The organism is Streptomyces sp. NPDC046712, from assembly GCF_040645695.1.
Lineage (GTDB): Bacteria > Actinomycetota > Actinomycetes > Streptomycetales > Streptomycetaceae > Streptomyces.
Genome location: NZ_JBEYYW010000015.1, coordinates 60,053 through 72,863, shown reverse-complemented (window position 1 = coordinate 72,863; position 12,811 = coordinate 60,053). Strand labels below are relative to the sequence as shown.

12 protein-coding genes are annotated in these 12,811 nt (G+C 72.5%); 6 read left to right on the top strand and 6 right to left on the bottom strand.

The features are described 5' to 3' along the window. Positions 1–8: 8 nt before the first annotated feature. A complete protein-coding gene (locus ABZ939_RS20530) occupies positions 9–692 on the bottom strand; it encodes an ABC transporter ATP-binding protein (RefSeq protein ID WP_361856821.1) in 684 nt (227 codons plus the stop codon). Continuing rightward, on the bottom strand, positions 689–1,774 hold the full coding sequence (locus ABZ939_RS20525; RefSeq protein ID WP_361856818.1) for an FtsX-like permease family protein: 1,086 nt from the start codon (positions 1,772–1,774) through the stop codon (positions 689–691). Before ABZ939_RS20525 ends, ABZ939_RS20530 begins: the two co-directional genes overlap by 4 nt. 112 nt (positions 1,775–1,886) lie before the next feature. On the opposite strand from ABZ939_RS20525, the gene ABZ939_RS20520 reads away from it, so the two are divergent. Then, entirely contained in the window at positions 1,887–3,071 is a 1,185-nt protein-coding gene (locus ABZ939_RS20520; protein ID WP_361856816.1) for a sensor histidine kinase, read from the top strand. Then, positions 3,068–3,706, top strand: a complete 639-nt coding sequence (locus tag ABZ939_RS20515; RefSeq protein ID WP_361856814.1) for a response regulator transcription factor — start codon at positions 3,068–3,070, stop codon at positions 3,704–3,706. Before ABZ939_RS20520 ends, ABZ939_RS20515 begins: the two co-directional genes overlap by 4 nt. 56 nt (positions 3,707–3,762) lie before the next feature. On the opposite strand, the gene ABZ939_RS20510 is transcribed toward ABZ939_RS20515, so the two are convergent. Continuing rightward, the gene (locus ABZ939_RS20510) at positions 3,763–4,083 is read right to left on the bottom strand and encodes a DUF5955 family protein (protein ID WP_361856811.1); all 321 of its coding nucleotides are present in this window, start codon (positions 4,081–4,083) and stop codon (positions 3,763–3,765) included. Positions 4,084–4,250: 167 nt separating this feature from the next. On the opposite strand from ABZ939_RS20510, the gene ABZ939_RS20505 reads away from it, so the two are divergent. The 3 genes from ABZ939_RS20505 (at position 4,251) to ABZ939_RS20495 (ending at position 8,156) form a co-directional block, all read left to right on the top strand. Continuing rightward, positions 4,251–4,865 carry a nucleotidyltransferase family protein gene (locus tag ABZ939_RS20505; protein WP_361856808.1) on the top strand — a complete coding sequence of 205 codons (615 nt, stop codon included), beginning with the start codon at positions 4,251–4,253 and terminating at the stop codon, positions 4,863–4,865. Positions 4,866–5,090: 225 nt separating this feature from the next. Beyond that, on the top strand, positions 5,091–6,713 hold the full coding sequence (gene aceB / locus ABZ939_RS20500; protein WP_361856805.1) for a malate synthase A: 1,623 nt from the start codon (positions 5,091–5,093) through the stop codon (positions 6,711–6,713). 276 nt (positions 6,714–6,989) lie between these two features. Next, a complete protein-coding gene (locus ABZ939_RS20495) occupies positions 6,990–8,156 on the top strand; it encodes a GDSL-type esterase/lipase family protein (protein ID WP_361856802.1) in 1,167 nt (388 codons plus the stop codon). Between the two features lie 29 nt (positions 8,157–8,185). Here ABZ939_RS20495 and ABZ939_RS20490 read toward each other — a convergent pair whose 3' ends face one another. Then, the gene (locus ABZ939_RS20490) at positions 8,186–10,045 is read right to left on the bottom strand and encodes a hypothetical protein (protein WP_361856799.1); all 1,860 of its coding nucleotides are present in this window, start codon (positions 10,043–10,045) and stop codon (positions 8,186–8,188) included. Between the two features lie 54 nt (positions 10,046–10,099). After that, entirely contained in the window at positions 10,100–11,047 is a 948-nt protein-coding gene (locus ABZ939_RS20485; protein ID WP_361856796.1) for a fibronectin type III domain-containing protein, read from the bottom strand. Between the two features lie 132 nt (positions 11,048–11,179). Here ABZ939_RS20485 and ABZ939_RS20480 point away from each other — a divergent pair, with 132 nt between their 5' ends. After that, entirely contained in the window at positions 11,180–11,758 is a 579-nt protein-coding gene (locus ABZ939_RS20480) for a hypothetical protein (RefSeq protein ID WP_361856793.1), read from the top strand. A gap of 37 nt (positions 11,759–11,795) precedes the next feature. Here ABZ939_RS20480 and ABZ939_RS20475 read toward each other — a convergent pair whose 3' ends face one another. Continuing rightward, complete coding sequence (locus tag ABZ939_RS20475) at positions 11,796–12,749, bottom strand: helix-turn-helix domain-containing protein (RefSeq protein ID WP_361856790.1); 954 nt, start codon at positions 12,747–12,749, stop codon at positions 11,796–11,798. Between the last annotated feature and the right edge of the window lie 62 nt (positions 12,750–12,811).

The following is a 12,811-nucleotide window of genomic DNA, read 5'->3' as shown; positions in this document are numbered from 1 at the left end:
GTTCGGCGTCAGATCGCCGGCGCCCGTTCCGAGACCCGGCCGTCCTGGACCAGCACCGTCGTGTCCGTGCGGGACAGGTGGGTGTGGTCGTGCGTCACCAGGACCGTCGCCGTGGACCGGTCCCGCGTCAGGGTGGCAAGGAGGTCCACGATCGCGGCGCCCCGCTCGTGGTCCAGGGCGCTGGTCGGTTCGTCGACGAGGAGGACGGACGGCTCGTTCATCAGGGCCCGCGCGATGTTGACGCGCTGGCGCTGGCCGCCCGAGAGCTGGTGCGGGCGGCGTGCCGCCAGGTCCGCGAGGCCGACCGCGTCCAGGAGGGCCAGGGCCCGTTCCCGTGCCGGCTTCGGCCTGGCACCCGACAGATGCGCCATCACCTGCAGCTGCTCCACCGCCGTCAGCGACGGCAGCAGGTTCGGCTGCTGGAAGACGATCCCGATCCGCTCGCGCCGCAGCGCCGCCCGGGCGGCCGGATCCAGCGGCCCGGTCTCCGTACCGGCCACCACGACCCGCCCCCGGTCCGGGGTCACCAGCGTCGCGGCCACCGCCAGCAGGCTGGACTTGCCGGAGCCGGAGGGGCCGACGACCGCGGTGAGGCGGCCGGCCGGGACCTCCAGGGAGACCGAGTCGAGGGCGGTGAGCCGCCCGTCGCCATCCGGGTACGTCAGCGTCACGTCTTCGAGCAGCAGAGTCATCGGGCGCTCCCGAGCGCGGTCAGGGGGTCGACGGCGGTGATCCGCCGGATGGACAGGGCCGAGCCGAGGACACCGAGCACGATCATCACGGCGGCCGGTCCGAGCACGGTCAGCGGTTCGAGGACGAACGGCACGTCCCCACCGCTGATCAGCGCGCCGACGCCGACCGCGAGGCCCGTGCCGAGCAGCGTGCCCGCGGAGAGCATCAGCACCGCCTGCCCGAGGGCGTCCTTCAGCAGGTACGGGGTCGAGGCGCCGAGCGCCTTCAGGACGGCCACGTCCCCGCTGCGCTGGATGGTCCAGACGGTGAAGAAGGCCCCTATGACGAGCGCGGAGATCACGAAGAGGAAGCCCCGCATCAGCTGCAGCGAACCGTTCTCGGCCTGGTAGGACCCTATGGCGGTGAGGGACTCCTCGATGGTCCGCGACTCCGTGCCGACGGCCTTGTCACCGGCGGCGAGATCCGCCTCGCCCGTCGTGCTCAGCGCGATGACGGTGGCCTGCTCCTCCGGCGCGGTGCCGTTGTGCCCGAGCTTCTGCCAGTCGTCGAGCGAGGTCCAGGCGACGGGCGTGTGGCTGTACGAGGCGTCGCCCGCCACGGCCGCGACGGTGGCCTCCAGGGGGCCGAGGCGTACGGCCCCTCCCACCTCGACGCCGAGTTCCTCGGCGGCGGACTCGGAGAGCACGACCCGGCCGGGCGCGAGCTTGCCGCTCTCGGGGGCGAGATTGGCCGACGGCTCTGTGCCGAAGGCGGAGACGGCGGCCGTGCGGTCCCCGGCGGCCGCGTTCAGCGTGCGGATGCCGAGCGGCTGCGCGCTCGTGACGCCGGGCCGCTCCGCCCACTGCCGCCACTCGTCCTCCGTCACCGTCGAGTTGGTGAAGGACACCGACTGACCGGAGGGCGGGGCGGCGAAGGACAGCCGGTCCGCGGGCAGCCCGGTGATCGCCGAGATGTTCTCGCGGGCCAGCCCGGCGGTCAGCCCGGACAGCAGTCCGACGAGCAGCGTGATGAGCACGATCACCGTGCCCATCAGGGTGAATCGCCCCTTGGCGAATCTCAGGTCTCTCCATGCCACGAACATGGGACCAAGCTTCCCGGGGCCCGCCGGGCCACGGCATCGCGCCACGGATGGCTCCGCAATCAAACTTTCGGTTGAGTCCGGATTGTCTGCCCCGGCCTACGCTGGACAGATCATGGACCCGCGTTCCCTCACCCCTGCCCTGCGCGCCCTGCGCCTCTGCCTGCATCTGCTCATGGCCGGTCTGCTCGCGCTGGCGGCCGTCCGGGCGGACTCGGGGATCGGCGTCGCCCTCGCGGTGGTGACCGGCGCGGTCTACGCGGCCGGTTCCGCGCTGCCGTCTGTACGGGACTCCGTACGGGACTCGCGGCGGGCGGCCGCGGTGTGGCTGGGCCTGCTGTGCGCGTCCTGGCTGGCGCTGCTGTGGGCCACGCCCGACGGGCTGTGGGTGGCCTTCCCGCTGTACTTCCTGCAGCTGCATCTGCTGCCCATCCGCTGGTCGCTGCCTGCGGTCGGCCTGACGGCGGTCGCCGCGATCCTCTCGTACGTACGGCACGGCGCGCCGCTCAACCCCGGGGTCTTCATCGGGCCGCTGCTCGGCGCGGCGGTGGCCGTGGCGACCGTGCTCGGGTACCAGGCGCTGTACCGGGAGAGCGAGCGGCGCCGGCGGATGGTGGAGGAGCTGATCGCGACCCGGGCCGAGCTGGCGGCGGCCGAGCGGCACGCGGGCACGCTCGCCGAGCGCGAACGCCTCGCACGGGAGATCCACGACACGCTGGCGCAGGGGCTGTCCTCGATCCAGCTGCTGCTGCGGGCGGCCGAGCGGGCGCTGCCGGAGGGTTCACCGGCGGCCGGGCACATCGAGCGGGCGCGGCGGGCGGCGCAGGACAACCTGGCGGAGGCACGGCGGTTCGTACGGGCCCTGTCACCGGCGGATCTGGAGCACGGCTCGCTGGCGGCGGCGCTGGAGCGGCTGTGCGAGCCGACGGAGACCGGGCCGCGGGCGCGCTTCTCGGTGAGCGGGACGCCGGTGGAGCTGCCGACCCCGTACGAGGTGGCGCTGCTGCGCATCGCACAGTCGGCGCTCGCGAACACGGTGCGGCACGCCTCGGCCGCGCGCACGGAGATCACGCTGTCGTTCATGGACGCCTCGGTGACGCTGGACGTGGTCGACGACGGGAAGGGCTTCGACCCGGTGCGGCTCGCGCCCTCCGCGGAGGGCGGGTTCGGGCTGCCGGCGATGCGTTCGCGGGCGGAGTCGCTCGGCGGCACGTTCACGGTGGAGTCCGCGCCCGGTCAGGGCACGGCCGTCGCCGTGTCCCTCCCCCTTCCCGCCGGACCCTCTGGAGTATCGACATGACGATCCGTCTCCTTCTGGCCGACGACCACCCGGTGGTACGGGCCGGGCTGCGCGCCGTCCTGGACACGGAGCCGGACTTCGCCGTGGTCGGCGAAGCGGCGACGGCCGAGCGCGCGGTGGAGCTGGCGGGGGAGCTGGCCGCGGCGGGCGGGGTGGACGTGGTGCTGATGGACCTGCAGTTCGGGTCGGGGATGCACGGCTCGGAGGCCACGGCGGCGATCACCGCGCGTCCCCGCGGGCCGAGGGTCCTGATCCTGACGACGTACGACACGGACGCGGACATCCTGGCGGCGGTCGAGGCGGGCGCCTCGGGCTATCTGCTGAAGGACGCGCCGCCGGAGGAGCTGGCGGCGGCGGTCCGTACGGCGGCGGCGGGCCAGTCGGCACTGGCCCCGGCGGTGGCGCACCGTCTGATGGACCGGATGCGGACCCCCGCGGAGGCGCTGACGAAACGGGAGCTGGAGGTGCTCCAACTGGTGGGCGAGGGCCTGTCGAACCAGCAGATCAGCAAGGCGCTGTTCCTGAGCCAGGCGACGGTGAAGTCCCATCTGGTGCACATCTTCGCGAAGCTGGGCGTCGACTCGCGCACGGCCGCGGTGGCGGCGGCGACGGCGCGCCGCCTGATCCGGCGGTAGGGGGCGCCCGGTCCGCCACCGCCGTCTCGTCGATCAGGCCGGAGCAGGGAGCGGCGTCACGCCTCGCGCGGCGGGTCTCCGAAGAGCTCCACGGCCTTGCGGACGCCCGTCAAGCCGTTCGACAGGGCGCTGACGGAACCGATCGAGCCGGCGATCAGCAGCAGGGAGCGGCGCAGCCGCCGTACCTCGGGGACTCCGCCGGCGGCCATCGCGTCCAGCGCGGCCAGTTCGTCCTCGGCGATGCCCCGGTCGGTGAACTCGACCGGATGGCCCGCGAGTTCGCGACGGAGCCGGGAGACGGCGGCGCGCAGCTCCGCCACCCTCGGGTCCTCGCCGCTGCCGGTTGTCACACGCCTCTGCCCAACGCTACGCAACAAAGTTCTCCCCCTCGCACGACACTGTGCGCCGAACTCCCACGCCTGGCCTGACCCGTCGAACAGTGGCCGGGCGCCCGGAGTCGCGAGCCAGTTAACGCCATCGCGCGCCGGGTGCGCCACCATGCGGACACAATTCAGGCGTCCGTGTCATGCGGTATGCAGTCAGCATGACGAATACACAGCACACCACCCCGCTGGTGGCCGGTCTGCTGCTCGCCGCGGGCGGCGGCCGGCGGCTCGGCGGCCGCCCCAAGGCGCTCCTGACCCATCGCGGCCGCCCGCTGGTCGAGCACGCGGTGCGCGTGCTGCGGGACGGGGGCTGCGAGGTGATCCATGTGGTGCTCGGCGCCTCGGCCGATCTCGTACGGGAGCGGGCCCAGCTGCCCGGCTGCGTCCTGGTGGACAACCCGGAGTGGGCCGAGGGGATGGGGTCGTCGCTGCGGGCCGGCCTGGCCTCGCTCGCCGCCGACGCGCTGCCGGTGGACGCCGCGCTGGTCTCCCTGGTCGACCAGCCGGGGATCGGCTCCGACGCGATGGCACGGGTCCGGTCGGCGTATCGCTCGCGCGATTCCCTCGCGGCGGCTTCGTACGAGGGGAAGCGCGGCCATCCGGTGCTGTTCGGCGCGGACCGCTGGGCGGGGATCGCGGCGGGTGCGGTCGGCGATCAGGGGGCACGTGACTATCTGAAGGCGCATCGGGATGCGATCACGCTCGTGGACTGCTCGGATGTGGCCGAGCCCTATGACATCGACACCGAGGCAGATCTGGCACACCTGGAGTGAAGGACATGGCACTGAGCGCCACCTTCTGTCGATCCAGAGAATCTCGACATCAACAAACCATTGAACTTCCACCATGAGGAAACTAGTATCCACTGTTCAGAAGCGCCTGATCCCCTGACGGCGCTCGCGGTCGTATCTCGGCGCCTGCGGCACTCCGTGCCGAACCGCGACGCCCGGCGGCCGCAAGGCACCGCCCGTGAAGCCCGCTGAAGGAAGTGACAGTTCATGTCCGCACCAGCGCCGTCCCCCCTGGCCGTCGTCGAAGCCGCGCCCCTGCCGAGGCAGGAGGAGGTGCTGACCGACGCGGCCCTCGCCTTCGTGGCGGAGCTGCACCGGCGGTTCACGCCACGCCGGGACGAGCTCCTCGCCCGCCGGGCGGAGCGCCGCGCCGAGATCGCCCGTACCTCGACCCTCGACTTCCTCCCGGAGACCGCCGCCGTCCGCGCGGACGACTCCTGGCGCGTCGCACCGGCTCCGGCGGCCCTGAACGACCGCCGTGTCGAGATCACCGGTCCGACCGACCGCAAGATGACGATCAACGCCCTGAACTCGGGGGCGAAGGTCTGGCTCGCCGACTTCGAGGACGCCTCGGCCCCCACCTGGGAGAACGTGGTCCTCGGCCAGGTCAACCTGATCGACGCGTACACCCGGAACATCGACTTCACGGACCCGAAGTCGGGCAAGTCCTACGCCCTCAAGCCGGCCGAGGAGCTTGCCACGGTCGTCATGCGGCCGCGCGGCTGGCATCTGGAGGAGCGCCACCTGACCTTCGAGGGCCGTCCGGTCCCCGGCGCGCTGGTGGACTTCGGCCTGTACTTCTTCCACAACGCCAAGCGCCTCATCGAGCTCGGCAAGGGCCCGTACTTCTACCTCCCGAAGACGGAGTCGCACCTGGAGGCCCGCCTCTGGAACGACATCTTCGTCTACGCCCAGGACTACGTCGGCATCCCGCAGGGCACCGTCCGCGCCACCGTCCTCATCGAGACGATCACGGCCGCGTACGAGATGGAGGAGATCCTCTACGAGCTCCGCGACCACGCGGCGGGCCTCAACGCCGGCCGTTGGGACTACCTCTTCTCCATCGTCAAGAACTTCCGTGACGGCGGCGCCAAGTTCGTACTCCCGGACCGCAACGCGGTCACGATGACGGCCCCGTTCATGCGCGCGTACACCGAACTCCTCGTCCGCACCTGCCACAAGCGCGGGGCGCACGCGATCGGCGGCATGGCGGCGTTCATCCCGTCCCGCAAGGACGCCGAGGTCAACAAGGTCGCCTTCGAGAAGGTCAAGGCGGACAAGGACCGCGAGGCCGGCGACGGCTTCGACGGCTCCTGGGTCGCCCACCCGGACCTGGTCCCGATCGCGATGGCCTCCTTCGACGCGGTGCTCGGCGACAAGCCGAACCAGAAGGACCGGCTGCGCGAGGACGTCTCGGTGGCGCCCGGCGACCTGATCGCCATCGACTCCCTCGACGCCAAGCCCACCTACGACGGCCTGCGCAACGCCGTCCAGGTCGGCACCCGCTACATCGAGGCCTGGCTCCGCGGCCTCGGCGCGGTCGCCATCTTCAACCTGATGGAGGACGCGGCCACGGCCGAGATCTCGCGCTCGCAGATCTGGCAGTGGATCAACGCGGGCGTCGTCTTCGAGAACGGCGAGAAGGCGACCCCCGAGCTGGCCCGCAAGGTCGCGGCGGAGGAACTGGCCGCGATCCGCGAGGAGATCGGCGAGGAGGCCTTCGCGGCCGGCCAGTGGCAGCAGGCCCACGACCTGCTGCTGCACGTCTCCCTCGACGCCGACTACGCCGACTTCCTCACCCTCCCGGCGTACGAACGGCTCATCGGCTGACCGCCGACTGATCGGCTGACCGCACAGCGGCCGACCAGCGCTTCCGACCCACAACAGGCTCCGCCCCCGGTGTACGCACAGCACCGGGGGCGGAGCCCTTTTCGCTTCACGGTGTTTCGCTCCACTGTGTTTCGCTCCATGGCGTTTCACAGGCCATGTGACAAAAGTGAAACCTGACGCTACCTAGCGGTAACAAGCCACGGCATGCGAGATTCCGCCATGCCACCGGCCGGCGGCTGTCCCCGCTCCTCTGCACCGACGCAGGAGAACACAGCCATGCCCAGAACCCCCCACCGCACGCTCCGAAGACTTCTCGCCGTCACCGCCGGCGCCACCCTCGCCCTGGGCGGTCTGCCGGCCCTCGGCGCGGCCCCCGCCCTCGCGAGTTCCGGTTCCGGCCCCACCGCCGTCGTCTCGATGGGCGACAGCTACATCTCCGGAGAGGCCGGGCGCTGGCAGGGCAACAGCCTCACCACGAGCGGCAGTCGCAACGGAACCGACCGGGCCTGGACCGGAAGTGCATACGATCCCTCGCGGGTCTACGGCACCACCGCGGCCAACGGCTGTCACCGCTCCGACTCGGCCGAGGTGAAGAGCGCCACCGGGATCGCCTCCGCCCTGATCAACCTCGCCTGCTCGGGTGCCACGACCGAGAACGTCTTCCGCGCGTCGAACGGCGGCAAGGCCTACAAGGGCGAGGCCCCGCAGGCCGACCAGCTCGCGGCCGTCGCGGCCTCCCACGACGTGAAGACGATCGTGCTGTCCATCGGCGGCAACGACCTGGGCTTCGCCGACATCATCCGGAACTGCGCCACCGACTACATCGTCTGGTACTCGTACTGCCACGACGACCAGCAGGCCGAGGTCGACGCGAAGATCGACGCCGCGATGGCGGGCGTCGGCAAGTCCGTCGACGAGATCCGGGCGGTGATGTCCGGCGCCGGGTACGCCGCCTCCTCCTACCGGATCGTGCTCCAGTCGTACCCCTCCCCCATCCCGCGCGCCGCGGACAACCGCTACGGGGAGAGCGGCTGGACCCGCACCAACACGGGCGGCTGCCCGTTCTGGAACCTGGACTCCGACTGGGCCCGGGACTCGCTCGTCCCGCAGGTCGCCAACCGCCTCAAGGGTGTCGCCACCGCCAAGGGCGTGCAGTTCATGGATCTGCGGGACATGCTGCAGGGCCGCGAGGTCTGCGCGAAGGCCAGTAAGCAGGTCACCTCGACGGTGCCCGCGTCGGCGACGACGAGCGAGTGGGCGCGCTGGATCGACCAGAACCAGACCCAGGGACCGATCCAGGAGAACGTGCACCCCAACTACTACGGCCAGTTGGCACTCGGCCGCTGCCTCGCGCTGATCCACGCGCAGCCGAGCGGGAACTTCTCCTGCCGCAACACGGCCGGCGCCGGGGCCTCCGGGATGTATCTGACGAGCGTCTCCTGACGGCCCTCTCCTGACCCCCACGGGGTCGCTCAGCGGGTGCGGCGCCTCCCCCGGCCCCGGCGCCGTGCCCGCGGCTTCCCCGTCGTCGGCTCGGGAACGCTGATCCCGAGCGTGCCGAGCGTCCGTCGGGCCCGGTACGGGTCGACGGCCGCCATCTCCTTGACCAGGGCGCCGAGGCCACCCGGCCAGCCCTCGGCGGCGGAGTCGAGGACCGCCCGCCCGGCCGTGCGGCGGGAGAGCCGGTCCAGGATCAGCACGGCGCGGGCGGACAGCGGCACACGGGTCTCGTCCGCGGGCTCGCCCCTGGCCCGCAGGACCCCGTACGCGTACGCACCCATCACCGGGTCGTCGAGGGCTCCGCGCAGGGCCTCGACGGGGGCGGCGGCCGGGTCGAGGAAGCCGAAGACGGCGCGGGTGTCGGCGGCCTCGTACGTACCGGCGTTGACGGTGCCGAGGGCGGTGAGCAGCTGGGACCAGGCGGCGACGGCGTCCCCGCGCGCGTGGAGCCATTCGGTCAGGACGCGCGAGGCGGCGGAGGCGGACCAGCCCTCGGCCGCCGCGATCACCGTCGGGGCGTCCCAGGCCGCGGCCTCCGCGGCGTCGGGCGCCGCGACCCCCCGGACCCGCAGCAGGTAGTGCAGGACCTCGACACCCCACGGGGTGAGGCCGAAGGCGTCGCCGGTACGGAAGACCATGCCGGTCCCGGCCAGCCGGTCGACGGTGTCGGCCATGGCTCTGGCTGCCGGTTCGAGGCGGGCCCGGTCGTCGGCCGTGACGGGCGTTCCGAGGAGCCGGGACAGGTCCTCGGGGAGCGGGACCACATAGGCGTCATGGGCCTTCGCCGGTACCAGTACGGGCGCGTCCTCCAGTCGGGGGTCGACCGGCCAGTCCTCGAACTCGGCGGCCCGGCGGGCGACCGATTCGGCGCTGGAGCCCCGCTGGTAGAGCGCGTACAGCAGATGCGCGGCCTCGCCGTCGTACAGACCGGCCGTCTCGCTCTTCATCTCCTCGACGGCCGCGGCGAGCAGGTCGGCGCCGGCCTCGACGGACCGCTGGGGGTCGTGGGCCTCGACGGGCGGGGGCGGCAGGGGGACGGAGGAGTCCTCGTAGTAGTTCAGGTGCTCGTCGAGGAGGGTGTCGGCGAGGACGAGATGCGGGAAGGCGTCCGGGCCGGGGGCGAGATGGGCGTACGGCCCCGCGAGCGCGCCGGCGAGACCCTCGGCGGTCCAGCGGTCGACCAGGCGGCCGGCCACCCGCCCCACCCCGTGCGAGACGTCCCCGTCGGACAGCAGCGGTCCGGCGGGCGAGGGCGCTGCCGCCTCCCGTACGTACGCACCGGTGAGGGCCTCGGCGAGGAGCATGTCGGCGAGTTCGCTTCTGTTCATGAGGTCGGCCCTGCGCAGCCCGTCCGGCGGGGTCACGCCGTCGTGGGCGGCGAGCCAGGCGCGGACGGCGGCGGGGTCACCCGGGTCGGCTCCGTCGGCCCGCAGCAGCGAGGCGTACCAGCGCTGCCAGGTGAGGTTGGCGGGATCCTTCATCGCCCGCTCGAAGTCGGGCACGGTCTCCTCGATCGCGGCCACGATCCGCGCCTGCCGCTTCCCGTTGAGCCGCCCGGCCTCCCGGACGCGCTCGGTGAGCGCCACGAGCACGGCGGGGTAGAACGGCAGCTCCTCGGGCGTCGCGTACACGAAGGCCGGCACGTCCTCGACCAGCACATGCCGCACGAGGTCGACGGTCGGCTCGGGCAACCCGCTCCTGCGATCGGCCCCGCGCAGAGCCAGCAGGCCGAGCACGGCATCGGCGGCGCGGGCGAACGAAGGGTCACGGGGCTCCGGGGTTCCGTCGAGGAACGCGTCGAGCCCGGTATTGGTGAGCACGGTCCCTGCCACCTTTCCCAGGGTAGTTCCGGCGTGCTCCGTACGCCGAGGTGGACGGGCGCGCTGTCATATGACAACGGTCCGCTGGGCGGAGAAGTCACCCCAGGTGCCGTCGGGGAGGCGGGCGCGGAGTTTGAGGGTGTAGCGGGTGCCGGGGGTGGTGGGGACCGTGAAGGTGTAGGTGGCCCGGGCGGGTGGGGGGTCGGTGCCCCAGATGATGGTCGTGGCGAAGGATTCGTTCAGATAGAGCTGGTGCTCCTTGACCGGGGCTCCGGTGCTGGGCGGGGTCCAGGTCAGGGTGATGTGACCCTTCGTGGCGGTCGCCTTGAGGTTCGTGGGGGCGGTGTTGGCGGCGGCGCCGGGGGCCGGGGTGGTGGTGAGGTCGGCGGGGTTGCTGTCCGGGGAGGAGTTCTCGGCGGCGTCCCGGGCGCGGACGGTGAAGGAGTAGACCGTGCCGGGGCGCAGGCCGGTGATGCGGGCGGTGGTCGCCGCGCCGGGGACGGTGTGGACGCGGGCGTCGGCCTGGTAGATGTCGTAGGCGGTGATCCTGGTGTCGTCGCGGGCCGGTGTCCAGGTCAGGGTGGCCGCGTGGCTTCCGTCGGGGGTGCCGCGCAGGGCTGTCGGGGTCGTGGGAGGCGTGCGGTCCTGGGCGGTCGCGGCGAGGGTGGTGGCGGGGACGGGCGCGCTGGGCGCGGAGCGGTTTCCGGCGGCATCGCGGGAGCGGACGGTGAAGGTGTACGGGGTGGCGGGCGCGAGGTTCACGATGTCGGTCATGAGCGTCGTGGCGGGGAGGTCCTTCACCTTGCGGCCCTGCTGGTAGACCTCGTAGCCGGTGACGGCGCGGTCGTCGGCGGCCGCGCTCCACATGACGTGGACGGTGCTCGCGCTGCCGGCGGACGCGGTGACTCCGGTGGGGGTGGTGGGGCTGCGGGTGTCCTTCTCAGGGCCGCCGGAGCAGGCCGCGAGGGAGAGGGCGGCGACGGTCAACACGCTTGCGGCGAGCGGGCGTTGCACAGGAATGCCTCCGTCCGTCGGAATGGTCCAGACCTGTATGGCACGCGTCCGGCGGCTGGGCAAGGGGGCGACTGTCAGTGGGGTGCGTTTCACTGGATCCGTCACTCTCCGTGACCGAATCCAGGGGGAATCATGACGGACCGTATGACGTATGTGACGCTCGCCGGACTGCGTGCGCGCGGCTGGACCGACGCGATGGTGCGCGATCTGCTGGGCGCGCCCGATGTGCAGGGCCGGGATCCGCGGCGCTGGTCGATCGCGCCCGTGCGGCTGTACCGCGTGGCGCGGGTGGAGGCGGTGGAGCGGACGCCCGAGTTCACGCAGTGCGCGGCCGCCTCGGGGCGACGCTCCTCGGCGGCGGAGGCGGGGGCCGAGGCCCGGCGACAGGCGGTGCTCGCCGCGATCCGGGCGGAGCCGATCGAGGTGCCGCGGCTGCCGGCTGCCGAGTTGGAGCGCCGGGCCGTCCGCCACCGCCATCTGCTCGGGGCCCGCAGCCCGGGAGGAGTCGCGGCCGGGGCGCTGGTGCGCTGGCAGGTGAACTACCTGTGGCACGCCCTGTCGCGGTACGAGACGCTGCTCGACGGCCTGTACGGATCGACGGGCCGGGCCGAGGCCGAACGGCTGCTGCGCAGGCGGCTGTACGAGGCGATCGCCGCCGCCTATCCGGCGCTCGCGTGGGAGTGCCGTCGGCGGATCGGGGCGGAGCGGTGAACGACCCGGGTGTCCCCAACTCCTCTGCGGGCAACCGTCACCGAGTGGCGGACCGCGAGCTGCGGAAGGTGCGGCGGTAGGTGTCCGGGGGCACGCCGATGGTGCGGTTGAAGTGCCGGCGCAGAGTCGTGGCCGTACCCATGCCGGTGGCGGTGGCGATGGCGTCGACACTGTCGCCGGTCATCTCCAGCAACTCCTGGGCGCGCCGGATCCGCTGGGTCAGCAGCCATTGCAGGGGGGTGGTGCCGGTCACCGACCGGAAGTGGCGGCCCAGGTTGCGGGAGCTCATGTTCGCCCGGCGGGCCAGGTCCTCCACGGTCAGCGGGTGGTGGAGCCGTTCGATCACCCAGGGGAGCAGTTCGGCGAGCGGGTGGTCGTCCTGGGCCGGTATCGGAGCGGTGACGAACTGGGCCTGGCCGCCCGCCCGGTGCGGGGGCACGACCAGGCTGCGGGCGACCGTGTTGGCGACCGCCGAGCCATGGTCCAGGCGGACCAGATGCAGGCACAGATCCATCGCGGCGGCCTTGCCGGCGGAAGTGAGGACACTGCCGTTGTCCACGTAGAGCACGTCCGGATCGACCTCCACCCGGGGGTGGCGGGCGGCCAGGACCCGCGTGTGCGCCCAGTGCGTGGTCGCGCGCCGGCCGTCCAGCAGGCCGGCCGCGGCCAGCACGAACGCGCCCGTGCACAGCGAGGCCACCCGCGCACCCGCGTCGTGGGCCGCGCGCACCGCGTCGACCAGGTCGGCGGGCGGGTCCTGGTCGACATCGGCCCAGCCGGGCACGATCACCATGTCGGCGTACGGGAGTTGGTCGAGCCCCCGGTCCGGCTCCAGCTGGAACCTGCCGAACCGGACGGGGCCCGGCCCGCAGACACTCACGCTGTACAGAGGTCCGGCCACGCCGGACGGTTCGGCGCCGAACACCTCGTACGCCACGGAGAGTTCGAAGTGCAGCATGCCGTCGGTGACGGCCAGCGCGACAGTACCCATGTCCGAAAGTGTACGGGCCATGGCGTTCCAGACACTCGCGTCCATCAACCGCCAGGAACAGA

What these genes read in the sequence shown, in the direction of transcription:
- ABZ939_RS20530 (WP_361856821.1), bottom strand. Translation starts at nt 692, where the DNA reads ATGACTCTGCTGCTCGAAGACGTGACGCTGACGTACCCGGATGGCGAC.
- ABZ939_RS20525 (WP_361856818.1), bottom strand. Translation starts at nt 1,774, where the DNA reads ATGTTCGTGGCATGGAGAGACCTGAGATTCGCCAAGGGGCGATTCACC.
- ABZ939_RS20520 (WP_361856816.1), top strand. Translation starts at nt 1,887, where the DNA reads ATGGACCCGCGTTCCCTCACCCCTGCCCTGCGCGCCCTGCGCCTCTGC.
- ABZ939_RS20515 (WP_361856814.1), top strand. Translation starts at nt 3,068, where the DNA reads ATGACGATCCGTCTCCTTCTGGCCGACGACCACCCGGTGGTACGGGCC.
- ABZ939_RS20505 (WP_361856808.1), top strand. Translation starts at nt 4,251, where the DNA reads ATGACGAATACACAGCACACCACCCCGCTGGTGGCCGGTCTGCTGCTC.
- aceB (WP_361856805.1), top strand. Translation starts at nt 5,091, where the DNA reads ATGTCCGCACCAGCGCCGTCCCCCCTGGCCGTCGTCGAAGCCGCGCCC.
- ABZ939_RS20495 (WP_361856802.1), top strand. Translation starts at nt 6,990, where the DNA reads ATGCCCAGAACCCCCCACCGCACGCTCCGAAGACTTCTCGCCGTCACC.
- ABZ939_RS20480 (WP_361856793.1), top strand. Translation starts at nt 11,180, where the DNA reads ATGACGGACCGTATGACGTATGTGACGCTCGCCGGACTGCGTGCGCGC.
- ABZ939_RS20475 (WP_361856790.1), bottom strand. Translation starts at nt 12,749, where the DNA reads ATGGGTACTGTCGCGCTGGCCGTCACCGACGGCATGCTGCACTTCGAA.